At 61.4% G+C, this 23,568-nt stretch carries 21 protein-coding genes; 13 read left to right on the plus strand and 8 right to left on the minus strand.

Annotation, left to right across the window (positions count from 1 at the left end; genetic code table 11):
• Positions 1–656: 656 nt before the first annotated feature.
• On the minus strand, positions 657–1,994 hold the full coding sequence (locus EYS21_RS16485) for an MFS transporter (RefSeq protein WP_131134322.1): 1,338 nt from the start codon (positions 1,992–1,994) through the stop codon (positions 657–659).
• A 202-nt stretch (positions 1,995–2,196) separates the two neighbouring features.
• On the opposite strand from EYS21_RS16485, the gene EYS21_RS16490 reads away from it, so the two are divergent.
• The 7 genes from EYS21_RS16490 to EYS21_RS16520 all read left to right on the plus strand — a co-directional run bounded on the left by EYS21_RS16490 (position 2,197) and on the right by EYS21_RS16520 (position 9,610).
• Positions 2,197–2,973 (plus strand): FCD domain-containing protein, encoded by a 777-nt coding sequence (locus EYS21_RS16490; RefSeq protein WP_165478334.1) that lies wholly within the window; start codon positions 2,197–2,199, stop codon positions 2,971–2,973.
• Position 2,974: 1 nt separating this feature from the next.
• Positions 2,975–3,697 carry a cache domain-containing protein gene (locus EYS21_RS16495; protein ID WP_131134324.1) on the plus strand — a complete coding sequence of 241 codons (723 nt, stop codon included), beginning with the start codon at positions 2,975–2,977 and terminating at the stop codon, positions 3,695–3,697.
• Positions 3,698–3,935: 238 nt separating this feature from the next.
• Positions 3,936–5,318, plus strand: a complete 1,383-nt coding sequence (locus EYS21_RS16500) for an NAD(P)/FAD-dependent oxidoreductase (protein WP_131134325.1) — start codon at positions 3,936–3,938, stop codon at positions 5,316–5,318.
• 50 nt (positions 5,319–5,368) lie between these two features.
• Entirely contained in the window at positions 5,369–6,271 is a 903-nt protein-coding gene (gene dapA / locus EYS21_RS16505; RefSeq protein ID WP_131134326.1) for a 4-hydroxy-tetrahydrodipicolinate synthase, read from the plus strand.
• A 3-nt stretch (positions 6,272–6,274) separates the two neighbouring features.
• Positions 6,275–7,765: an alanine/glycine:cation symporter family protein gene (locus EYS21_RS16510; RefSeq protein ID WP_131134327.1), complete on the plus strand. Its 1,491-nt coding sequence runs from the start codon at positions 6,275–6,277 to the stop codon at positions 7,763–7,765.
• 26 nt (positions 7,766–7,791) lie between these two features.
• On the plus strand, positions 7,792–9,285 hold the full coding sequence (locus EYS21_RS16515; RefSeq protein ID WP_131134328.1) for an aldehyde dehydrogenase family protein: 1,494 nt from the start codon (positions 7,792–7,794) through the stop codon (positions 9,283–9,285).
• 82 nt (positions 9,286–9,367) lie between these two features.
• Positions 9,368–9,610 carry a hypothetical protein gene (locus tag EYS21_RS16520; RefSeq protein WP_131134329.1) on the plus strand — a complete coding sequence of 81 codons (243 nt, stop codon included), beginning with the start codon at positions 9,368–9,370 and terminating at the stop codon, positions 9,608–9,610.
• A 514-nt stretch (positions 9,611–10,124) separates the two neighbouring features.
• Here EYS21_RS16520 and EYS21_RS16525 read toward each other — a convergent pair.
• The 5 genes from EYS21_RS16525 to EYS21_RS16545 all read right to left on the minus strand — a co-directional run bounded on the left by EYS21_RS16525 (position 10,125) and on the right by EYS21_RS16545 (position 14,679).
• Positions 10,125–10,988, minus strand: a complete 864-nt coding sequence (locus EYS21_RS16525; RefSeq protein ID WP_131134330.1) for an ABC transporter substrate-binding protein — start codon at positions 10,986–10,988, stop codon at positions 10,125–10,127.
• 61 nt (positions 10,989–11,049) lie between these two features.
• Positions 11,050–11,712, minus strand: coding sequence for an amino acid ABC transporter permease (locus EYS21_RS16530; protein ID WP_131134331.1), 663 nt, complete (start codon positions 11,710–11,712; stop codon positions 11,050–11,052).
• On the minus strand, positions 11,712–12,353 hold the full coding sequence (locus tag EYS21_RS16535) for an amino acid ABC transporter permease (protein WP_165478335.1): 642 nt from the start codon (positions 12,351–12,353) through the stop codon (positions 11,712–11,714). The genes EYS21_RS16530 and EYS21_RS16535 overlap by 1 nt, the downstream gene beginning before the upstream one ends.
• Positions 12,354–12,366: 13 nt before the next feature.
• Positions 12,367–13,158 (minus strand): amino acid ABC transporter ATP-binding protein, encoded by a 792-nt coding sequence (locus EYS21_RS16540; protein ID WP_131134333.1) that lies wholly within the window; start codon positions 13,156–13,158, stop codon positions 12,367–12,369.
• Between the two features lie 156 nt (positions 13,159–13,314).
• Positions 13,315–14,679: an FAD-dependent oxidoreductase gene (locus EYS21_RS16545; RefSeq protein WP_131134334.1), complete on the minus strand. Its 1,365-nt coding sequence runs from the start codon at positions 14,677–14,679 to the stop codon at positions 13,315–13,317.
• 160 nt (positions 14,680–14,839) lie between these two features.
• On the opposite strand from EYS21_RS16545, the gene EYS21_RS16550 reads away from it, so the two are divergent.
• Positions 14,840–15,841, plus strand: a complete 1,002-nt coding sequence (locus EYS21_RS16550) for a hypothetical protein (RefSeq protein ID WP_131134335.1) — start codon at positions 14,840–14,842, stop codon at positions 15,839–15,841.
• Positions 15,838–16,206, plus strand: coding sequence for an FCD domain-containing protein (locus tag EYS21_RS16555; RefSeq protein ID WP_131134336.1), 369 nt, complete (start codon positions 15,838–15,840; stop codon positions 16,204–16,206). Before EYS21_RS16550 ends, EYS21_RS16555 begins: the two co-directional genes overlap by 4 nt.
• An 82-nt stretch (positions 16,207–16,288) precedes the next feature.
• Here the strand turns inward: EYS21_RS16555 and EYS21_RS16560 are convergent, their stop codons facing one another.
• Positions 16,289–16,990 (minus strand): GntR family transcriptional regulator, encoded by a 702-nt coding sequence (locus EYS21_RS16560; protein ID WP_131134337.1) that lies wholly within the window; start codon positions 16,988–16,990, stop codon positions 16,289–16,291.
• 108 nt (positions 16,991–17,098) lie between these two features.
• Between EYS21_RS16560 and EYS21_RS16565 the strand changes: the two genes are divergently transcribed.
• From EYS21_RS16565 to EYS21_RS16580, 4 genes are read left to right on the plus strand one after another with little or no spacing between them, the layout of a single operon-like run.
• Positions 17,099–17,860, plus strand: coding sequence for a 5-oxoprolinase subunit PxpA (locus tag EYS21_RS16565; RefSeq protein WP_131134338.1), 762 nt, complete (start codon positions 17,099–17,101; stop codon positions 17,858–17,860).
• A gap of 53 nt (positions 17,861–17,913) precedes the next feature.
• Positions 17,914–19,242, plus strand: a complete 1,329-nt coding sequence (locus EYS21_RS16570; RefSeq protein WP_131134421.1) for an MFS transporter — start codon at positions 17,914–17,916, stop codon at positions 19,240–19,242.
• Positions 19,226–20,824, plus strand: coding sequence for a 5-oxoprolinase/urea amidolyase family protein (locus EYS21_RS16575; RefSeq protein ID WP_131134339.1), 1,599 nt, complete (start codon positions 19,226–19,228; stop codon positions 20,822–20,824). Before EYS21_RS16570 ends, EYS21_RS16575 begins: the two co-directional genes overlap by 17 nt.
• Positions 20,824–22,569 carry a biotin carboxylase N-terminal domain-containing protein gene (locus tag EYS21_RS16580; protein ID WP_131134340.1) on the plus strand — a complete coding sequence of 582 codons (1,746 nt, stop codon included), beginning with the start codon at positions 20,824–20,826 and terminating at the stop codon, positions 22,567–22,569. The genes EYS21_RS16575 and EYS21_RS16580 overlap by 1 nt, the downstream gene beginning before the upstream one ends.
• Positions 22,570–22,638: 69 nt before the next feature.
• Here EYS21_RS16580 and EYS21_RS16585 read toward each other — a convergent pair whose 3' ends face one another.
• Positions 22,639–23,532, minus strand: a complete 894-nt coding sequence (locus tag EYS21_RS16585; protein WP_131134341.1) for a LysR substrate-binding domain-containing protein — start codon at positions 23,530–23,532, stop codon at positions 22,639–22,641.
• Positions 23,533–23,568: the final 36 nt, after the last annotated feature.

The raw sequence follows: 23,568 nt of genomic DNA on the forward strand, positions 1-23,568 counted from the left end.
ACCCCCTCGTCAGAGGGGGTTTTTGCTTTAATGTGTTGACAATTGTTGACAGGACTCTCTGATGTGGTGCCGGCTTGTGCCTGGCCGCCGGTTGGTCTGTTCAGTTGTGGGGGAGCGGGTTCAGGGTCGTGGCTGATGGGCCCTCCGCTTGCTTTGAGATGGGCTTATGCGTTCCTCCCGCAAGTTGTCGGGTAGGTCGTGGTTGGCCTACACCTCTTCATTGGTAGGGATGCTGAGCACAACATGACTTTCGGAATCGTTCGTCCGAAAGGTTGATGTCGGCTCGTTGTTGGGTGAGGACACTTAGTTGGCTGAGGCTTTGTCAGGCTAAACGAGGTGTGGACATTGTCCACACCTGCATCCGTCTCACAGCCATTGCTTGCCCTTGTTGGACCTGCATCTACCCATCGCGTGTAAGAGCCCGAGCGACATGACGCCCGTTCGCAAGTGCCGTCTGTAGCACCGCGGCGACGTCAGAGCTCAGCCGACAGTGTTGACCGGGTGCTTTGAGGGAGGAATCGTCCGCCTCTTCTGTCCTTCATACTGCCAGCGTCGGCGACGCCGAGAGCGCCCGCGCCGGGACCTGAACGTCGAGACGTTCGGTGGCGAGTTGTCCTTGCCGCGTGAATGGAGTCCCGAGGCTTTCGGTTGGATGCTTAGTGCGCGTAGCCGGCCGCGGCCTCGGTCAGTGATTTTCCCCTGGTTTCGGGGGCGAGCCACTGGGATAGCGCGGCGCCGGCGAGGGCGACCGCAGCGGCGATCAGCATCGTGGGGCCTGGCCCCAGGGATTCCATGGACATGGGCATGAGGAAGATGCCGATGCCTGCTCCCACCCGGCTAACGGCGGCGGCGAACCCGGTTCCGATGCCGCGGATTTCGGTGGGGAGGACTTCTCCGGGGTAGACGTTGGTGAGGGTGTTGTAGCCGGCGTTGAAGAAGGAGAACACCAGGAAGAGGATGAGCACGGCGATAGCCGGGGCGCCAGCCCAAAGCCCGATGATGGCGAGGACTACGGTACACAGCCATTGGGGAGGGACGGTCAGCGTGCGGCGCCCTGCTTTTTCGATGAGCAGGAAGGTGACGATGACCCCGGCCAGGGCGATCGCGGAGAGCCCGACTCCGCCGGCGAGGCCGCCGGCCAGGCCGTACTGTTCCAGGACGCTGTCCGCGAATGTGGCAATGGCGAAGTAGGGTGTCACGGCGCAGAACCAGAAACCCGAAATGAAGAGGGTTGAGCGCCTGTACTGCTTGGAGAACAGCATTCCGAAGCTGCCTTTGCGGACGTCTTCGTGACGTACGTCGTCCAGGGCATCGTCCGGCAGATACTTGGTGGCAAGGGCCTGGGCTTCGTCTTTGCGGCCGACGCTCCACAGCCATCGGGGTGACTCGGGCATCCCGAGGCGGCCAAGGAATATGGCAACAGCTATGAACGTGCTGGTGCCAAGAATGAAGTGCCAACTCAGGTTGGTGTATTCGTTCAATAAGTGGCCGATCAGGAACGCGATCATGAAACCGCCGTACCAGGCGATGCCCATGGCGGCCATGAGTTTGCCGCGTAGATGGGTCGGAGAAAACTCCGCCATCATCGGCCATCCGACTGCGTACTCTGTGCCAATAGCGATGCCCATCAGCAAGCGCACCACGATGAGTAGCATGGCTGAGTCGACGAAGAACTGCATTCCTGAGGCGATCGCGAACAGTCCGATGTCGAACATGAAGATGGGTTTCCGGCCCCATTTGTCGGAGGCATAGCCGCCGACCGGCGATCCAATCAGGATGCCGATAAGGGCGGCTGCGGCTATGAGACCCTGCCAGAACGCATCGAGCCGGAGGTCATCGGCCATTCTCCCCGACACAGGTCCGATGATGCCCAGGACGTAACCGTCCAAGACCATGCCGCCAATTAGAACGGTGACCATCCTGATCAAAAACCGTCGCTTGTTTGCCGCTGAGGCATCGATGCGATCAGAGGTTGACTGTTCCGCGTCTGACATTGCTCACTCCTGACGACTGCCTACACAAATCGTCCGCCTCATTTGCGGCAATAAGAAGTGCTTCGCCTCGCCAGAACTTTTCGACTCCACGTTGAGGCGCGCCGTCCAAGCTGTTACCAATGCATTCTAAATATGTAAAAATTCAAGGTAATAGCGTATGGACGTCAGCCCTGCGCCGGCGTCATTCACAGGAGGGTTTGCCATGGAGAGCACGGCACTCTCTACCCGCGCCTTGGATCTCCTGCTCCTCCTCCGTGGGAGTGAGCCCGAAGGACTCGGCCGGGCGGATCAGGTATCCTACCAGATTGAAACCGCCATCCTCATGGGCATCCTGACGGAAGGGGACCGGCTCCCCACGGAATCGGTCTTGGCCGCAGAGTTGGGCATTTCCCCTATCACCCTTCGTCAGTCCCTCGCTGCGTTGCGCACTAAAGGCCTGATTGAAACCAGCAGGGGCCGGAGCGGCGGGAGCGTCATCCGGGGCCAAATCGATCTGACGGACAACCAGCTCCAGCGGAAACTCAGGGACGCCAGCACCGAATCACTGCGTGACCTGGGCGACCTTGGGGCCGCTATTTCTTCGATGTCGGCCAGACTGGCGGCCAGCCGTGCCGACGCCCAGAACGTCGCTCATCTTGAGGATTTGGTTCAAAGACATCGCGATACGAAGGACGAGCGCACCAGGCGGCGGGTGGACAGCCGTTTTCACGTTGCGGTTAGTGTTGCCGCCCAATCGAGCCGCTTGACCTCGGCTTCTCTGCAGCTGGAGGCAGAGTTGATGACACTCTGGTGGAGCCATCCTGCACAGGCTGACAGCCAGGAGGTCCTGGAGGCGCAACACGTAGCCATTCTGGAGGCGATCCGGGCACGTGATGCCGATGCGGCAGCGGTCGCCGCGGAGCTGCATTCCCGGACCGAGACCGAGTACTTGATAGCGCAGCACCTCCGATTGACGATGGAGTCCGACGAAAGTGCATAACGTGGCAGCAGTGGATGAAGCTCTCGAACGGACAGCGGAAGCAATCTCTTCGAGTGTGGGCGCCGTTTTCGATGATCTGGAAAAAATTGCCGCGACGGTTTCAGGCGTCGCGGATCGGGTGGCAGATGTGCCACGGCGGAGTGCCTATGCTTTCCTCAAGCAGGACCTGGCGGCTTTCATTAACCGGCACTCGGCGGTGATTGTTGGGGCCGGCATTGCGTACGCACCCGGAAGCCTTCCCGAGGCGCCTCTGTGGCTTGAGTGGTGGAGAGCTGCGCAGGCCGGGGGAGAGCCTCGCTGGGTCACGCACGACCTCAACCCGGAGTCGTTGAACTACTACGACTACACCACCCGCGAATGGTTTGCTGTGACCACCGCTAACGGCAGTCCCCTTGCTGTGGGGCCTTACGTTGACATTGGGGGCATCAACGTCAACATCATCACTCTGTGTGTTCCGGCCGCAACACCTCAAGGAACGCATGTCCTCGGGTGCGACCTGACCCTTGCAAAGCTTGAAGGCGTTTTCCTCCGTGCTCTCCAACTCCAGGATCCCACCGTGGTCCTTCTCGGTCCGACAGGTCGCGTCATCGCGTCGAACAACGCCCGCATAGCCTCCGGAACACTCTTCGTAGAGGAAGACATGCAACGCGTGGATCGCTCAGTGGACGTTTCTTCGGGGAGCCCAGCCAGGCTCCCTTGGAAGCTCGTCACTCTTAGGACGTAGAAACCCTCCTCGTCCCGCCCGCTTGGCAGATTCTGCCGGGCGGGCATTTTTTTACCCATAAGACCTATTGCATTAATCATACAATGATGTATCTTTTAGTTGTGACCAGGCACACAAGCACCTGGGATGCACCTCATACCTACCTCACCAGACATGGCGCCAACCGATCTCCAGCTGCCGAGGAAGACAGCATTCGGGACCGTGGACAGCGATCCCTCGAAGAAGAAAGTTCATTCCCATGAAAGACGTAGTAATTGTCGGCGGCGGCCTCGCAGGACTCTCAGCAGCGTGGCGCTTGCGGCACTGGGACACTCTAGTGCTCGAGTCTGAACACCGCGTCGGTGGTCGCATCCGCTCGGAACGCCGCGGTAACTACTGGCTGAACTGGGGCGGACACGTCTTCGCAGGCGCCGGGTCCTCCACGGACTCCCTGCTGGGCGAAGTGGGCGTCACAGCTGTCCAGATTCCGGGATCCCTGCAGGCCCTGTCCATGAACGGCAAGTTCATCCGCGAAGGACACATCGCCACGTACCCGTTCCGCATCCCGATGTCCCTGTCTTCGCGCATCGACACGCTGAAGGCAGGCATCAAGGTAGTCAGCGGAGTAGCTAAGTACACCGGAGTCGTCCGCAAACGTGCCGGCGAATCCGGCTCCATGCGCCAGCAGCGCATCTACGACTTTGAAAACAACAAGTCGTTCCAGGATTTCATCGGTGACCTCTCAGAGGACGCCGCTGCTCTGTTCAAGACCACAGTGACTCGCTCAGCCGGGGACATGGACGAAATCTCGGCCGGTGCCGGCATCGGCTACTTCAGCCTTGTGCTCGGGATCGGGCAAGGCCTTAGCCAGGGAATCGTCGGTGGGCCGTCCACTCTCACGGAGTCCATTGCCGCTGCGCTGGGTGAGCGGGTCCAACTTGGCGCCACCGTCAACGAAGTGGTGCACAAGAAGGACTCCGTTTTGGTCCGCTACACCCAAGGCGGTAAGGAATTGGAAGTGGAAGCCCGCACGGTGGTACTTGCCACCACGGCGGATGTGTCGCACAAAGTTGGCGTGGATCTTCCTGAAGACCTCCGGGGCGCGCTCAGCCAGATCAAGTACGGACCGCACGTCAGCACCGCGTTCCTGACCAACGAAACCTCGGCCCGTCCCTGGGATGACATTTATGCCATCGCAGCCCCCAAACGTTCCTTTGCCATCGCCTTGAATCAGGCGAGCATCGTGCGAGGCACCGAATCAGTCCGCAAGCCCGGCGGCAGCTTTATGACTTTCTCGCCGGCAAGTCTGGGCAAGGCCCTGCTGGACAAGAGCGATGAGGAAGTCATCCAAACCCACCTTGCCGACCTCGACCAGGTGCTCGGCCACGGCTTTGCGGACAGCGTGGTCGAAGCCCAGACTGACCGTTGGAAAGTCGCTTCCCCGTACTGCTTCCCGGGCCGGGCCAAACTCCAGTCCACTTTGATGCGCGGAACAAACCGCGTCTTCCTGGCGGGTGACTACTTGGGCACGCTTTACACAGAGAGCTCCATCACCACTGGTTTCTCGGCCGCCCAGGAAGCTGCCAGTGTCCTGGCTACCCATCGCCAGGCCCCCAAGTCCGGCCTGTCGGCCGTCGCCTGATCCCCACAACTCTTAGCGCTACAGCTACCCCTATCGAAAGAGGAACACCCATGTCCAAGGAACTCCGCGGCGTACTGACCGCTCTCTCCACCCCGTTCAACCCGGACGAGACCATTGACGTCGCCACGTTGCGCCAGATCGTGGACCGCTCGATCGATGCCGGCGTCGACGGCGTCGTCGCCGCAGGCTCCACCGGCGAGGTGGGCGCGTTGTCCTCCGAGGAGCGACTGCTGCTGATCAAGACCGTGGTTGAGCACACCAACGGTCGCGTCCCGGTCATCGCGAACACCGGCGCTACCTCCACGGCTGAGGCGATCCGCCTGTCCAAGGCCGCCGAGCAACTCGGCGCCGACGTGCTGATGCTCATCACCCCGTACTACGAACCGCTCTCCTTGGAAGAAACTGTTACGTACATCAAGGACGTGGCACGCTCGGTCAGCATCCCGGTGATGCTCTACAACATCCCGCCTGTCACCGGCGTCAATCTGGATCCGGCCACTGTTCGCGCTCTGGCCGAGGAGGTAGAGAACATCCTCTACATCAAGGACTCCAGCGCCAACTGGGAGCAGGCACTGCAGCTCATTCACCACCACAGCGACGTCATCGGCACCTTCATTGGCTGGGACGCCTACCTCTACAGCGCCCTCGCGGAAGGCGCAGCAGGCGTTATGGCCGGCACAGCGAACGTGGTCCCCGACGAAATCGTGGCTGTCACCAAACGGATCGCCGAGGGTGACCTTGCCGGTGCCCGTGAGTTGTGGAACGCCGTCTACCCGGTGATCGACGCGTTGCTGACCGTGCCGTTCATCCCGGCCGTCAAAGCCGGCCTCACGCTGACCGGCCTTCCGGCCGGATCGCCGCGGCGGCCGACGGCAGGGCTCGACGCCGATGACCTCGCCAAGGTCGAGCAGGCGCTGGCCAAGCTGTCCTCGCTCAAACAGAACATCGGATAAGGCATGGCTGACTTCGATTTTACGGAGTTCCTCTCAAGCGTCTCCGACGCGGTCTGGGCGCCCATGGCCTACGTTGTCCTTGGCTTGGGTATCGCCTATTCGGTAGCCACCAAGGGCATCCAGTTCCGGAGGATTCCGGACATGCTGCGTCAACTCAAGGAGACCCAGGACGGCGACGGGGGGTTGTCCTCGTTCCAGGCACTGGTTCTGGCACTGGCCAGCCGCGTCGGCGTTGGCAGCATCGCCGGTGTCGCAACCGCGGTAAGCGCAGGAGGGCCCGGAGCGCTGGTATGGATGGCCATCACCGGGCTGGTCGGCTGCACCGTGGGTTACGCGGAAGCTACCCTGTCCCAGGCCTTCAAGCGCCAGGTCCTGGACGAAGACCGCAAGAAGGCCAACGAGGATATCGGTGGCATGCCGTATTACATCAAGTACGGGCTGAAGCTTCCCAAGGTCGGCGCCATCGTGGCGGTCCTGGGCGTGATCGGCTACGGGTTCGTCTTCCCGGGCCTCCAAGTCAACACCATCGCGGCCAGCGCGGAGAAAGCGTTCAGCCTGCCCAGCTGGGCCCCGGCCATCCTTGTCACCGTGTTGATCGGTTTGGTGATCATCGGCGGTACCACCCGCGTCGTCAAGGTCACCCAGGGACTGGTTCCCGTCCTGGCCATCGGCTACCTCCTGCTGGCCTTGGCCGTTATCGCCATCAACGTGGACAAGGTCCCCGAGGCCGTTGTCCTGATCTCCCAGTCCGCCGTAGGCATCCACCCTGTCATGGGTGGCATCGCCGGAGCGGCAGTAGCCTGGGGTGTCCGGCGGGCGGTCTTCGCCTCCTCCAACGGCCTGGGTGAAGCAACGTTCGCCGCAGCTGCGGCGCGCACCTCCCACCCCGGCAAGCAGGGCCTGGTCCAGACATTCAGCATCTACATTGACGTGCTGCTCATCTGCATGGCGACCGGACTCATGATGGTGGTCTCGGGCAAGTACAACGTCTCCGACGGCGCCGGCGGATTCCTCGTCAACAACATCCCGGGTGTTCCCGTGGGTGCCAACTGGGTCCAGGAAGCCATCGACACGATGCTGCCGGGCTGGGGCGCGGGCTTCGTCGCCGTCGCGGTTTTGCTCTTCGGTTTCACCTGCCTCCTGGCCTACTTCTACGTGGCCAACTCCAACCTCCTGTACCTGCTGGATGGTCGGACCGGGCACGGTTGGAAGAACGTCCTGAAGATCGGAACCCTGGCCATCGTGTTCATCGGATCCATCGTCAACGCCAAACTCATGTGGGCGGCCGGAGACATCGGGCTCGGCCTTATCGCCTGGGTCAACCTCACCTGCCTGGTGTTCCTCTTCCCTCTGGTCCGCAAGATCTACCTGGACTACGAACGGCAACGGAAGCTCGGCCTCGATCCCACTTTCGATCCGAAGGCCCTGGGCATCGACGGCGCCGACTTCTGGGAGCACCAGAACGAAAAGTCCGCCGCCGCTGCTGCCAAGTAGCCACCAAACAAAGGAATTCAAACGCCATGACCACCACAGAAACGACCGTTTTCAGCGTCCGTCGTGAGGGAAACCTCCCGGCACCGTCCCTTCCACCGTTCGGGCAGTTCATCGGAGGCGAGTTCGTCAGCTCCACCTCGGACGCAACGGTCGACGTCGTCGATCCGGCTACCGAAGAAGTCATCACCCAGGTGCCGGCTGGCACCCTGGAAGATGTCGACGCCGCTGTGGCAGCTGCCGTCGCGGCGAAGGCGGAGTGGGCGACAAAGACGCCCAAAGACCGTTCCGCCGTCCTGCTGCGGATCGCGGACATCGTCGAGTCCAACCGCGAGCTCTTGGAGAACCTGGAAGCGGCCAACACCGGCAAGCCGTCCGCCGTCGCCGAAGACGACATCTCCAGTGCCATCGACACGTTCCGTTTCTCCGCCGGTGCCGCCAGGGCCTACACCGCTCTGGGCGCAGGCGACTATGCGGACAACCACACCTCCGTGGTCTTCCGCGAGCCGGTAGGTGTGGTGGGTGTCATCACGCCGTGGAACTACCCGCTGCTGATGGCCGTGTGGAAGATCGCGCCCATCCTGGCCGCCGGCAACACCCTTGTCCTGAAGCCCTCGGAGCAGACGCCGCTGACTACCTTGAAGCTCGCTGAGCTCATCGCCGGCGAGGTGCCTGCCGGCGTCGTAAATATCGTCACCGGTCCGGGTCGGGTGGTGGGCAACCGCCTCTCCGAACACCCCGATGTGGACCTGGTAGCCATTACGGGAAGCGTCGGAAGCGGGCAGAAGGTTGCCGCGAACGCTGCCTCCACCGTCAAGCGCGTGCACCTTGAACTCGGCGGCAAGGCCCCCGTGGTGGTTTTCGACGACGCCGACCTCGCCGCCGCTGCCAAGGGCGTCCGTGAGGCGGGCTTCTGGAACGGCGGCCAGGAATGCGGATCGGCGTGCCGTGTCCTCGTCCACGAATCCGTGGCAGAAGAGTTCACTGAGCTCCTGGTCCGGGAAATCAGCGAGATTTCCATCGGGGCACCCGGCGCGGGAGACGACGTCGAAATCGGTTCCATGATCTCCAAAGCCCACTACGAGAGAGTCCTGGAAGCATTGGCCGATGTCCGGAAGGAAGGCCACACCATCGCCGTCGGTGGCAACGCCCTGGAAGGACCGGGATACTTCATCGAACCGACCGTGGTGACTGATGTCCCCGCCGGCGCCCCGATCACGTACACCGAGATCTTCGGGCCGGTGGTGTCCGTGGAGACTTTCAGCTCCGATGAGGAAGCCATCACGCGCGCCAACGAGACTGTTTACGGTTTGGCGGCATCGGTTTGGACCAACAATGCCTCGCGTTCACTTTCGGTGCCGCGGCGCCTCGACTTCGGCACCGTGTGGGTGAACTCCCACCTGGTCATCGCCAATGAAGTGCCGTGGGGCGGTTTCAAGGGCTCCGGCTACGGTCGGGATCTGTCCATCTACGCCCTGGAGGACTTCTCCAGGACCAAGCATGTCATGTACAACCGGGGCTAAATCAGCTCGCCCCAAAGAGCGGCCGTGTACCCATCACAGGGTGCGCGGCCGCTTCCGTAACCCATCAAAAAGGAAGCCAACCATGGATCAACGGCACATCAGGGACTGGACTCTGCTCACAGGAACCAGCGTCGAAGTACGGCAACAGGGACTTTCGGTGTGCCGGGGATACGTCGACGCAGTGACGGAGGACGGATCCATTCTCTGGCTCCAAACACCGACCCAGGGGCGGAAGCTGTTCGAAAAAGCGGAGTTTTACGAAGCCTGGGCTCTCGAAGAACGCACCGGTTTCCACTACGAAGTAGCCAGCTCAGATTCGAATTAGTCGGCGTCCCTCAAGTGGTAACAATGGAATTGCTGTTCGAAGCAGCCGGCTGGGTGGGAGCGGCAGCGATCCTTGGCGCATTCCTGTCAGTGTCCTGCTTCTCATATGCCGGGCGCCTCTGAGCCTCCCGGACCTTTGCCGATCATCGATGTTCCTCTGAATCCGGTGCCGCGGGCAAGAGAGATTCTTGAGCCCCACGGCGGCCTTTCAGTGCCTGCTGATTGATTCTGAGCGCTGAGGTTCCAGCCGGTTAGCTGGATCTAAGGGCCACTCCTTCGACCCGTCGTCTTGACCGTGGTCGAATTTTCTATGCCTCGGGACTGGCGGGGAGCCTACGGCGACGATCATCTTCCCGCTTGTGCCCAGTGGGTTCGGCTGAATGCTGCCACGCGCCGCGGGCTCTGGACTTCCAACATAGGGTTCGGGGGATTGGGGCCGCTGGTCTCTCCCCGGGACGACGAGAAGGGCGACGCCGGGTAGATACCCGACGCCGCCCTGGTCCAGTGCGATGTAGTTACAGTTCGCTGGGTTCGCCCGGCTCGCCAACGGAGGGGTCGATCCCGTACTTCTCGAGGATCTTCTTGATGGTGCCGTTTTCGCGAAGTTTTTTGATGTCTTCGTCCAGTGCCTTACCGAGGGCGTCGTTGTCCAGCGCTGAAGGCATCATGACCTGTCCAACAGCGGCGAACTGCGGGACGTTTGCGTTGGGCTTCACATCCACCACGGTGGCTCCCTCGATAGGGGCGTCCTTGAAACGGTATTTTGCTGATGCTGAAGATGCCACCAGGGCATCGATACGGCCCGCTTTAAGGTCTGAGTAGATGGACTCGTCGTCCTGGTAGATCTTGAACTTGTCTCCGAGCCACTTGGACATGCTGTCGTTCCAGAGGTTGCCTGCGACGGAGCCGATCATTTTGCCTTCAAGGTTGTCGCTCGTGAGGCCTGTCTTGGAGACGATGGCCTGCGGATCGCTCCACAGCGGTGTACTCATGTAGACGATCTTGGTCCGTTCCTTGGTGCGCAGCCAGTTTCCCGAGCCGATGTCGACGCGCTTGGATTGCACCGACGGAATGACTGCTCCGGCGCCGCCGGAGGTGCTGACGGTGACTTTGAGGCATTCGAGTTTTGCGATCTCGGCGATGAGGTCTCCCTCCATGCCGGTGACGTTCTCCCCGCTGAGGATGGTGGCCGGTGCGTAGTCATAGCTGGCGACCGTGAGCTCACCTTCGGTGATGGTCTTGAGGTCTGCGTGGGCTGGTGTGCAGTCGGAGCTACTGGCTGCTTCGCTGCCGCCGCAGGCGGCGAGGGACATGGCGAGCATGCCGGCGACGGTGCCGGCGGAAAGCACGCGCACGAGGGGACGGGGAATTCGTGACATTGGTTTCTCTTTCTTTGCTGGGGTTGTCGGGGAGGGTCCCCAAGGGTGTGAACGGAACGAATCAGTTGCGTAGCAGGTGGCGTCCCAGACGCAGTTCCAGTAGCCGGACCAGGCCCAGGAAGACCAGGGTCAGGGATCCGTAGATCACCGCGGTGAGTGTGTAGACACTGAGGTATTCGAAAGTAATGGAGCCAATTTCGAATGCTTTTGACATCAGTTCGGGAACGGCAATGACGAAGGCCAATGCGCTGCCTTGGAAGACCAGGACGGCGAGTCCGGCCAAAGGTGGTGTGGAGATTCTGAGCGCCTGGGGGAGGATGACGATGCGGAACCCTGTCCAGCCGGTGAGTCCGGAGGTGATGGCTGCTTCCTTTTGTCCCAGCGGGACGGCGGCAAGTCCGGCCCGGAAGTATTCCGAGGCGTAGGCGCCGGTGTTCCAGCTGAGGGCGATGATGGCCGTCGTCAGGGATGTCAGGGTGATGCCGGCATCAGGGAGGCTGAAGTACAACAGGTACAGGAGCACCAGTGCAGGCAGCCCGCGTCCGATTTCCACGAAGCCAAAGGAGATCCACTGGAAGGGGAGGAATTTTGCTTCGGCCATCACGGCCAGTAGCAGGCCGAAGGGGAAGCCAATGAGCAGTGCGAGTCCGGTCAGTTGGAGACTGATGACCAGGCCTGGTGCGAGGTTCGGCATCCAGCCGAGCCATTGCGTGAGCAAGTCCATCAGACCACTCCGATCTTTCTGCGCAGTTTGAGGTCGACGCGGCGTGCCACGAGGGCGACAACCAGGCTGATGATGATGTAGAGCGCTCCGGCGACGACGAACGAGAGCAGGCCTTCATGCGTTTGTTTCGCGCTTTGTTGTGCGTAGTAGGTGATCTCGCGGACACCGATGGTTGAAGCCAGGGCCGAGTCCTTGAGGAGGCCAATACCGTAGGTCGCGATGGCTGGCAGGGCTACCCGGAACGCTTGGGGGGTGATGATGTGTCCCACGGTGGTGATGCTGCCCAGTCCGAGGGCGTGGGCGGCTTCGCGCTGACCATCGGGGATGCTGAGCAGCCCCGAGCGGTAGATCTCGGCCATGAAGGCCGAAGCGATGATGGAGAAGCCTACGATGGCCGCCTGAAGAGTGGAGAGACGCAGGGCATACTGGGGCAAGCCGAAGTAGATCAGGAAGAGCCAAGTGATCGGCGGGATGACCCGGACGATGTTGATGTACAGAGTTGCTGCACCACGGATGATGCCGATGGGGGAACGTGCGGCGCCTACGAGGACCAGGCCGATGATCCCGCCGATCAGCAAAGAAGCGCCGGTGACATAAAGGGTGAGTCCGACGCCCCGGGCGATCGAAGTTAGAAGTTCCATGATCATGGCCGGGTCACCTGTCCAGTACGGCCTTGAGGAACTGCCGGGTTCGCTCATTCTGCGGTTCCGACATCACCTGCTGGCTGGGGCCGATCTCAAGGACGCCGCCGTTGCCCATCACCATGATGCGGTCCGACACATCCCTGGCGAAGTGCATCTCGTGGGTGACCACCAGCATCGTCATGCCTTCGTCGGCGAGGTCGCGCATGACCGCGAGTACTTCAAGGCCGATCTCGGGGTCCAGGGCGGAGGTAGGTTCGTCGAAGAGCATAACTTTCGGCGATAGTGCGAGTGCACGTGCGATGGCAATGCGTTGCTGTTGCCCTCCAGAGAGCCGGGCAGGGTAGGCCTTGGCCTTTTCTGGGAGCCCGACCCGCCTGAGGAGTTGATTGGCAACTTCTTCGGCTTGTTCCCTGCTTGAGCCCAGCACCTTCCGTTGCGGAAGAGTGATGTTCTCCATCACGGTGAGGTGGGGGAACAGGTTGAAGCTCTGGAAGACCATTCCGGTGACTCGACGCAGGTGATCAAGGCTGGTCTTGTCTGGCAGTTTTTCGCCAGCAACAACACGGGCTCCGCCGATCGCGATCGTCCCCGAGCTGGGCTTTTCGAGGTAGTTCAAGCATCGCAGGAAGGTGCTCTTTCCAGCCCCGGAAGGTCCGATGACGGACACTACCTCGCCCTCGGCCATGGAGAGGTTGACGTCCTTCAGCACCTCGATGACGCCGTATTTCTTGCCAAGCCCGGAGACCTCAACCTCGCCGGAGAGGGCGGTTGGGGGAGCTTTGGTACCAAAACTTAAGCCCATTTTCGATTCCTTCAAATAGCTGACGCATGGGTGGCTTCCCAGCCGCGCTCACTTTGGGGGGTGGTGTGATGTGAGCCGCACTAGGCTGTGGCCTCAATCACATCTAAAGAATACATCATTGAATGATTAATGCAATAGGTTCTTTGAAGCGTTCTGTCAGTACGTTGCGGTCGGAACAGACCGCAGGATGTCTTGGGTAACTCGTTTAGCCTCGGAGTACGCTCCATGGGTGCCGGCAGTCTCGGAAGAGTAGTCACCGGCAAAGTGAAGGGTGCCGTCGACGGGCGCTTGAAGCTGGGGAAGTGCTGCGGCACGCGTCGGTGTCAGCAAAGAAAAGCAGTGGCGCCAGGACTGGATGCTTGCCCCAAGGATCCGTCCCCCAAGTTGGGGTGCCACCTTCAGAAACTCTTCCAACCACTGTTCCAGCACGCCCGAGGCCGAATCATTGGCATCCTCGATGTACCCGGCTGAATTGCCATAGCAGACAAACTGGGCGGTGCCGTCCTTGCGTCCAGGCCTCGGATTGATCACTACATCGAACAGGCGGCCGGCGGTGACGATGAAGGACCAGTCGTCGATACCGGACAGTTCCGGCGTGCTGATGTCGACAACCACTCCGAGCTCGGTTGAACCGGGAGTCTGTACTGCCTCCAGTGCTTTGCTCTTCCATTCCGGCAACTGCACCATGCCGGCGATCCGGGGAGCGGGGACGGCCATGATGATGTGCCTCGAGGTTGCGTTCCATGTTTCAGTCGCAGCCCCGGCGTCTTGGTTGACTGGGGCACTTCGGTGCGGCTCGGCAGAGGCTTTTATGTTCCACAGGCCTTCAGCATCCTGGCGAATGGTCTCTACGCGGTGGTGCAAGCGGATTTCGGTGGACTGCAGTGCGCTGGCCAGCGCAGCAGGGATTGCTTCCATACCCCTCAGGGAGACTACGCGGTTCTTCTTTTCCTTGACCAGGTAACTGGCGAAGTACCTTAAGGCATAGGTTGCGCTGAGCTGGGAAGGATGAGCTACCGAGCCACCGCGAATGGCCGCGGTAAGTATTTCCTGGACGTCTTGAGGCAGGTCGCAGATTCGCGACTGGGCAGATTCTTCACCAAATCCCGGCGTGGACGGGCGAAGCTGGCCATCTACCGTATTTGCGTAGTATTCCGAAGTTGCCCGGTCGATGAAGGCCCGGAGCTCGTTGCGTGACACTTCTGTGAGAGGAAGCCGTTCAACCAAGTCATCATTGTCGGTGGAGACTACGGTTTCCCCGTTGACGTGGATCCCGAAAGTTGTTGGTTCGAACGGCTCCAACGCCACGCCCAGTTCGACTGCCAACTCGTGTGAGGCGGTGCCGGCGTACACGAACATCGCCCCCATGTTCACCGGCTCCCCGTGGATGTCCACTGTTTTCGCACGCCCGCCAAGTCGTCCGGTTTCTTCCAGTAAGACCACCTTCTGGCCTGCGCGCTCAAGGTTGTATGCCGCGGCCAGACCGGCCGGACCTCCGCCAATGATGGCGACATCGTACATTTTGCTCTCCTTGGAATTTAGGGTGGCGGTCCGTGTGTTCGGAGTGCCGGATCATTGGTCTCCATGATTGGCAGCGGCCGGAAAGATGGGAATACCTCCGAAGGGAAACCATCATGAAATGAGTCTGTGAGTCATGGCGCCGCGTCCCTAAACTGGCCTCATGGGCAGTGGAGATGATCGCATAGAGCTCAAGCGCGCCGTTCTGACGGCACCGATCTGGATGCAGGCAACCAAGAGTTCCAGCCGCCAGGTTGCGGACGCCGTCGGCCTGAGCCAGTCGTTCGTGGCGCGGACGTGGAAGGAGCTTGCTGCGCCCGCCCAGGAAGTCGGGTCGCTAAGAGAAATACTTGCGGATCGGCAAATGGTTTTGGTCGGATTCGCCGTTGGGCCGGAAGGGTCATGCCTCGTGCTGGTTCCCTCCCGCGCGTCGCGTCTGCGTTACCCGGCCAGCTTGACCACCAACAGCAAAAGGCGGCTCCGGACGGTGCTGGCGGCTGACCTGCTTCGAAGCGTTGTGCGGGAACCGAACCGAACAGACGATCGCCTCGACCTATGGTCATCTCTGGAGTCCAGCGGGCGCAGCATCACTCAAGAAGCCACAGTTGTGGTCAGTGGCGGCTTTGCGGTTCCTGCCGGCCTACGCACGGCGGCTCACTTTGCCGATTCCTGGGCATGGCAGAAACTCGTAGGCGCATTGGACCTCCTGCCCGAAGTGCCAAACGGGGAGACGTTGATCGACGTGGAATGGCGCATACGCCGCTGGTACCACAGCGGGCGAAGCCCCTTCTCCTGGACGGTTGACCGCGATGTGCCCACCACCATGGGTTCAATTGCCCAAGAGGCACAGGGGGCTGAAAACATATTGGCTGAAGATATACTTTCAGCAATCCGCCAAGGGCTGGTGGACGGGCTCTTTTCCGGAGAAAGCGAAATTTCTCTCTCTACTCTAAATCGCTTGCTTGGTGCCCCTGTAAGGGACATTCGAACTGCCGTCCGCGCTCTCACGGAAGATGGTTTAGTCACCGCCGCCCGATCCGATTCCGTGGTTGTGCGAATTCCCTCCCTCGATGATGTGTCGGAGACCTATATGGCCCGGCGCGCGTTGGGAGCAATCGTGGTCGAGCAGCAAGCCGATGGAGCCCCGGCGCCCGATCCCGGGTGAAACACCACCTTGATGAGCTGGGGGATTGTGCCCGCCGCAACGATTTGACGCGTGCTCACTACGTCGATATGGACTTCCAAATCGCACTGTTCGAAGCATCAGGTTTGAACCGAATACCGGCAATCCTGGAGACGCTCACCAAGCAGGCATTCATGCACTTTGCGGTCATGGGAGCCCGTTATGCATTTTCACCCCAGATTATTCTTGACCAAAACACGGAGTTTTTTGAAGCAATAGACGCCGGAGATCTCGGGGCCGCAACTATGAGTTGGCAGACAAAAATGGATGTAGGGCTCAACTACCTTGCCCAACACATCTCTGCGATGAACGCCATTAATGAAGGACGGGGTTCGAACCGGGGCTAAGTGGCGTTGCCGCTGTAGGACCACTTTGCTGACTGACGGCTGCGAACGGCGTCCGCCACACTCCGAATCGGTTTTGGGCCCGCTAGGAAGCGTCGTAAATCTCAAAGAGGTGCTGCTCGGAGCGATCCAGGTAGGCCGCCAAGAGGGTAGCGGCCTCTTCGAAGCGCCCGTCAGCCAAAGCCTTGGCGATCTTCGCGTTGTCCTCGACGTACCGTGAGTAAAACTCCACGTTCACGGGCTCTTTGAAGAAGAACAGTCGCATTTCCGCGAGGACCTGGTTCATGAGGGTGTTGAGTCGCTGACTTTCGGCCATTTCGACTATGGCGCGGTGGAACCCGAGGTTTGCATCGGCCAGTCGTTCCTTATCGCGGGCTTTCGCCGCAGTCTTACCGTGGGCCACCGCTTCTTGGATAGCCGCGATGCGTTCGGCAGAGCCGCCATTCCGGACTGCGGTGACCTCGATGGCGCGGCGGACGGTGTAGAAATCCCGGAGGTCATCGGCTCCTGGGGCAGCAACGAAAACCCCGCGGTTGGGGAGGCGGATAACAAGGCGTTCGGCGCTAAGTTCGGCGAAGGCTTCCCGAAGGGTATTGCGCGAAACGCCAAGCTCTTCGGCGATGGTGGGTTCGTTGAGGCGCATGCCCGGTACCCACTTGCCTGTGATGAGTTGGCGACGAAGCTCCGCCGCGACCCGCGACGCGACAGCGGGAACCGCTACCCGCAGCCTCGCGGCGGGGCCCAGTTCGTAGTGGGTGTCATCCAAGAGTTCCCCAGCAGTGTCCATAGAAACGAATCTACACTCTCTCACGAACTTTCACTAAGAGAATCGTTGAACGATTCTCAAACTTAAGCAATGATGGGTCCATCACCTTTTCCTGAGATGAGGATCACAATGAATCAAATCGACTTGAACAGTGACGTCGGCGAATCGTTCGGGCGATGGAGCCTGGGCGACGACGACGCAGTGTTCCGCTCTGTCTCCAGCGCTAATGTCGCGTGTGGCTTTCATGCCGGAGACCCATCGGTCATGCGGGCTACCTGCGAACTTGCCGTCCGTCGCGGCGTCACTGTGGGGGCGCACCCCGGCTACCGTGACCTTGCCGGCTTCGGCCGCAGGTTCATGGACATCGCACCGAACGAACTGGCCGACGACGTCGCCTACCAGATCGGTGCCCTCCAAGCCATGGCAGCCATCGCCGGCACTACGGTCAAGTACGTCAAACCCCACGGCGCTCTAGGCAACGCGATAGTCCACCATCCAGCACAGGCCCAAGCCGTCGTCGATGCCGTACGGTCTGTGGACCCCTCGCTGCCGATCCTTGCCCTCGCAGGATCCGAGGTCCTGATCCGTGCAGAGAAAGGAGGGCTGCGGGGAGTGCCCGAGGCCTTTGCCGATCGTGCCTATACCCGTGACGGGGCTTTGGCGCCGCGCAGCCTGGAGGGCGCAGTCCTTCACGATCCGGAGATCATCACCAAACGCGTGGTCCGCCTGGTACGGGAAGGAAAGATCGAGACCATCGACGGCTCCCACATCGATGTCCGCGCCGAAAGCATCTGCGTCCACGGAGACACAGCAGGAGCAGTCCAGATTGCATCAGCTGTCAGGGAAGCCCTCGAATACCAGGGAATCGCTGTCAGGAGCTTCGTGCCATGACCACCGAGAAAAACCTGCCAACCCCACCAGCCCTACACGAACACGAGAAGACCATGTCCACAGCAACCTCCCCACAGCAGGCCAAGCTCCGCAAAAGGAGTGCCATCAAGGCCTACATCGCCAGCCTCAGCGGAACATCGCTGGAATACTATGACTTCGCCATCTACTCCGTCGCATCCGCACTGGTATTTCCCAAGATCTTCTTCCCCGGCAATGACGAATTCGTCGGCCTCTTACTCTCCTTCTCCACATTCGCCGTCGGCTACCTTGCACGACCCCTCGGCGGCGTCATCTTCGGACGCCTCGGTGACCGGCTGGGCCGAAAACACGTCCTCGTTGTCACACTCCTGCTGATCGGTGCGGCCACCATCCTCATCGGCGTGCTGCCTGATTACAACGCGATCGGCCCGGCCGCCCCGGCGATCCTCGTTCTCCTCCGACTGGCGCAGGGAATCGGCGTCGGCGGCGAATGGGGCGGGGCGGTGTTGCTCTCCAGCGAATTCGGCGACCCGAACAAGCGAGGCTTCTGGTCCTCCGCTGCCCAAATCGGCCCACCCGCAGGCAATCTCATGGCCAACGGCGTCCTCGCCATCCTTGCCGCCTCCCTCAGCAACGAAGCTTTCCTTTCCTGGGGCTGGCGCGTGGCCTTCCTGGCCTCCGCACTCCTGGTGGTCTTTGGCCTGGTCATCCGCCTCAAGCTCGAAGAAACACCTGTGTTCAAAGCCTTGGTGGAAAACAACGAACGCTCCGAAGCGCCACTGCGTGAAGTCTTCCGCAACGAACCCCGTGCCCTCATCGCAGCAGCCCTGTCCCGCATCAGCCCGGATGTCATCTACTCCATGTTCACCGTCTATGTCGCGGTGTACGCCACCAAAGAACTGGGCATGAGCACCGGCAACGTCCTCACAGCCATCCTCGTCGGCTCAGGTGTACAGATTTTCATCATCCCGACGGCGGGCGCCCTCACCGACCGCTTCAATCGCCGGCTCCTGTATGGCATCGCCGCAGCAGGCAGCGCCATCTACATTCCGCTGTTCTTCATCATGATCCAGGACCGCTCAGTCGTGACCCTCACCCTCGGTGTCGTCGGCGGCTTGGTCTTCAACGGCCTGATGTACGGTCCGCAGGCAGCCTTCATCACCGAGCAGTTCCCTGCCCGCCTCCGCTACGCAGGCAGCTCTTTGGCCTACACACTCGCCGGGGTTCTTGGCGGCGCCATCGCGCCCCTGATCTTCACCGGCCTCTACGCAGCCACCGGAACCTGGTACCTGATTGCTGTCTACCTGGCCGTATGCGCAGTGATCACCATCGTCGGTGTCTCCCTTGGCCGCGACCCCAAGCCCGAAGAAGACCTAAGGCTCATCCATGACGTCAGCGCCTGAAACCCAGCCCGACATCCACATCGAATCCCGGGTGCGTTCAGTGAGGGCTGTTGGAGAGCGCGGTGTGCTGGCCGAGCTCGCGGCACCCCACGACGTGCTCGCGCTGACAGACCTGCTCAACCGGAACCCATTTCCCGGGCAACGCGAGGTAGTCCCGGCAGCCGAAACAGTCCTGGTCACCGCCGAAAGCCCCACCGCCATGCTGAGGATCAAGAAAGAGCTGCAGCATCTGCCCATTCCGCCCTATCGGCACACGAGCGACAAGCTCGTCGAGATCGAAACCGTCTATGACGGAGAAGACCTGCAGACAGTTGCCGAGCTGGCAGGCATCAGCGCCGAAGCTGTGGTGGCGGCCCACACCGGCCAGCTCTGGACTGTGGCATTCACCGGTTTCGTCCCTGGCTTCGGCTACATGGTGGGGGAGAACGATGTCCTCACCGTCCCTCGCCGGGATACCCCCCGAACAAACGTGGAAGCAGGGTCGGTGGCACTGGGAGGCAGCTATACCGGTGTTTACCCCCGCCGGTCACCGGGCGGTTGGCGGATCATAGGAAACACCAGCTGCCCCATGTGGGACAGCGAACGCGCAGAAGCAGCCTTGGTCAGTCCAGGGACCAGCGTCCGCTACAAGGCTGTCCGTGACAGGGTGCAGGTGACTGAAGCTACGCAGGTTCATCGGCGCGTAGACGGTCCGGGACTCAAGGTTCTCCGAAGCCTTCCGCTCACGTTGATCCAGGATCTCGGCCGTCCTGGGCATGCCGCTATTGGGGTCTCACGTTGTGGGGCGCTGGACCAAAGCTCATTGCGCCGGGCCAACAGACTCGTCGGCAACCCCAGTGGCGCCGCGGCCTTGGAAATCGTCGACGGCGGCCTGACTGTTCAGGCTGTCGGGGATCAGATTGTGGCCCTTGCCGGAGCCCCGGCAAGAATGCAGATCAATTCAGCAACCGGTTCGCGTGAGGCCGTTATCGCCAACCCGGTGGCGTTGATGGACGGGGAGACCCTTGTGCTTTCGCCGCCGGCAACGGGGGTACGAAGCTACCTTGCCGTCCGCGGCGGAATAGCAGCCGAAGAAGTCCTGGGCAGTCGCTCGTCAGACACCATGGCAGGACTGGGCCCGGAACCAGTGGCCGACGGGCAGTTCCTGCCTGTCGGCCCCGCCCCAAGAACTGCGGTAGGCGAAGCGGAACAGCAGCCGGATTTTCCCGCCGATGACGTGGTTGAACTTGAACTGGGCCCCGGCCCCCGTGCCGACTGGTTCGCCCCGGATGCTCTTCAGCCCCTGTTCAACCAGGACTGGACCGTCACCAACGATTCCAACCGGATCGGCATGCGGCTCAGCGGAACCCCATTGGAACGCACCCGCCATGATGAACTGCCCAGCGAAGGCACCATTTGCGGGGTGATCCAGGTTCCACCCACAGGTCAGCCCGTGGTGTTCCTCTCCGACCATCCTGTCACCGGCGGCTACCCGGTGATCGCCGTCGTCGCACCCAAGGATTTGGATAAGGCAGCTCAAGTAGCTGCCGGAGGCCGCGTCCGCTTCAAACCTTCACCACTGATGACAGAAAGTACTTCCTGATGCGTAAGATCCTGATCGCCAACCGCGGAGAAATAGCCGTGCGGATCGCTTCGGCCTGCAACGACGCCGGCCTGATCTCGGTGGGTGTCTACTCCGACAGTGACGCGGACGCCGCCCACGTCATGGCCATGGACGAAGCCTATGGTCTCTCCGGCCGCACACCGGCAGAAAGCTACCTGGACGTGGACAAAATACTCCATGCCGCAAAACGCTCAGGGGCTGATGCTGTCCACCCCGGCTACGGGTTCCTCTCCGAGAACGCCGATTTCGCCCAAGCCGTCATCGACGCCGGGCTGACCTGGATTGGCCCCAGCCCGGATGCGATCCGCGTGCTGGGAAACAAGGTCACGGCCCGCCAAATCGCCATTCTCGCCGGGGCACCCCTCGTCGCCGGCAGCCCTGGCCCGGTAGCCAGCGCAGCCGAAGCGCGTACCTTCGCTGAAGAGCATGGGCTGCCCATCGCCATCAAAGCCGCGTTCGGTGGTGGAGGACGGGGGCTCAAAGTAGTCCGGGACCTGGACGCAGTAGAGGAAGCATTCGACTCCGCCGTCCGGGAAGCTGTCACCGCCTTCGGGCGCGGGGAGTGCTTCGTCGAGCAGTACCTGGACCGTCCACGGCACGTGGAAGCCCAAATACTGGCCGACACCTTCGGCAAAGTGATCGTCGTGGGAACGCGTGATTGTTCCCTGCAGCGACGCCACCAAAAACTTGTCGAAGAAGCGCCGGCGCCGTTCCTGACCGATGAGCAGCGTCAAACCATCCACGCAGCGGCCAAAGCGATCTGCGCGGAAGCAAAGTACACCGGTGCAGGAACCGTGGAGTTCCTGGTGGCCGAATCCGGGGCCATTGCCTTCCTCGAAGTGAACACCAGACTCCAAGTGGAACACCCCATCACGGAAGAAACCTCCGGGGTGGACTTGGTGCAGGAGCAATTCAGGATCGCCCAAGGACTGCCCCTTTCCCTGGACGAGGACCCCGCACCCCGCGGGCACTCCTTTGAATTCCGGATCAACGCCGAGGACGTAGGCCGGGGCTACCTGCCAACGCCCGGGACCGTGGAATCCATCACTGTGCCCACTGGTCCGGGCATCCGGCTGGATTCCGGTATCACTGCCGGCTCGGAGGTCTCCGGAGAGTTTGACTCCCTGATGGCCAAACTGATCGTCACCGGTGCGGACAGGGATCAAGCCATCCGCCGGGCACGCAGGGCCCTAAAGAACTTCACGATCACCGGCCTGCCGACACTGCTGCCATTCCACCGTGCCGTGATCGAAGCCCCGGACTTCACCGAGACGTTCTCTATTCACACCCGCTGGATCGAGACCGAATTTGACCACGGCATCGCCTCGGATCCTTCCTTCGATCCGGAACATCCCGGACCCCGGCCTGCCGTGACCGTTCCCTTGGAGATTGACGGGAAGAGGGTCATGGTTGGCTTCCCCGGAAACCTGGCGCGACTGCTCGGCGCAACCTCCTTGGACGATGACTCCGCCGGCGCTCCAGATGCTCAGCCCGGCAGTGCCGACACGGAGCTGGTGCAGTCGCCCATGTCCGGGAAGGTCGTTAAGTGGCTCGTCGACGTCGATGCTGTTGTCCAGGAAGGGACACCTTTGGTTGTCCTCGAAGCGATGAAGATGGAAAGTGTGGTTCCTGCCCCGCATTCGGGTCGGCTTGCAGAAGTCTTGGCCGCAGCAGGCAGCACTGTCAAAGCCGGCGCGGACCTGGGCAGAGTCATGGGCGAATAGACCCTCACAACATTGCAAGCAACGGCGCGGCGGCAGGGGAGCCTGTCACCGCGCCGTTGCTTCTGCTCTTTAGCTGCTCTGTGCAATGTCCCGGGCGCACTGGATGAAATGCCTAGTGATGGTCTCAGAGGCCCCGTCGCGGATGACCAAGGACAGTTCCACCAGATCGACCCGCTCGGCGAGATCGCGGACAACGAAACCTTGTCCTGTCGGGCCAATGGATGAATTCGGTGCCAGGGTGACTCCCAGCCCGCAACCGACCATGGCGAGCTGGGAATGGATCGAGTTGGCGAAGTGCTTCGCCTGGGGGCTGAACCCTGCCTTCCGGCAGGCAGCGACCATTTCGTCATGATAGTCGGGGGAGATGGCACGCGGCAGCCAAACCCAGGCATCATCCCGGAGCTCAGCAAGATCGACCGGAGTCTCGGATGCGGCAGCAGCATGCGTTTCGGGCAGGGCGACGACGAATCGGTCCCGGCGCAGCGGAACCGAGGTGAGGCCTTTGTTGGCGCCGGCTTGGCGGATGATGGCTACGTCGAGCTCGCGGCGAAGCAATCTGTCAGGCCCGTGATGGGTGTCGATCTCCGCTACCTCCAGTTCCACGTCGGGCCAGTCACCGGTGAAGCGGTTCAGCACCGCCGGCAGCAGACTGTTAAAAGCCGAGGTCACTGCCCCAATCCGCAAGGTACCGGCCATGCCGGAGATTGCCCTGGCAGCGACATCCTGCGCCCGTTGGGAGGCCTGCACCAGCAGCCGGCATTCTTCGAGGAACAGCGTTCCGGCGTCGGTGAGCAACACGGACCTGCTGGACCTGGTCAGGAGGCTGGTGCCCAATTGCCGCTCCAGCTGCAGGATGGCTTGGCTGAGGGGTGGCTGCGACATGTTCAGCCTTTCGGCAGCCCTCCCGAAATGCAGCTCCTCCGCTACGGCAACAAAGTACCGGGCTTGACGTACTTCAATCATCGAGTCGCAAAGCCTCTTTCAGCTAGATCCAACCAG

Origin of the sequence: Arthrobacter sp. S39, assembly GCF_004320525.1 — a bacterium.
Classification (GTDB): domain Bacteria; phylum Actinomycetota; class Actinomycetes; order Actinomycetales; family Micrococcaceae; genus Arthrobacter.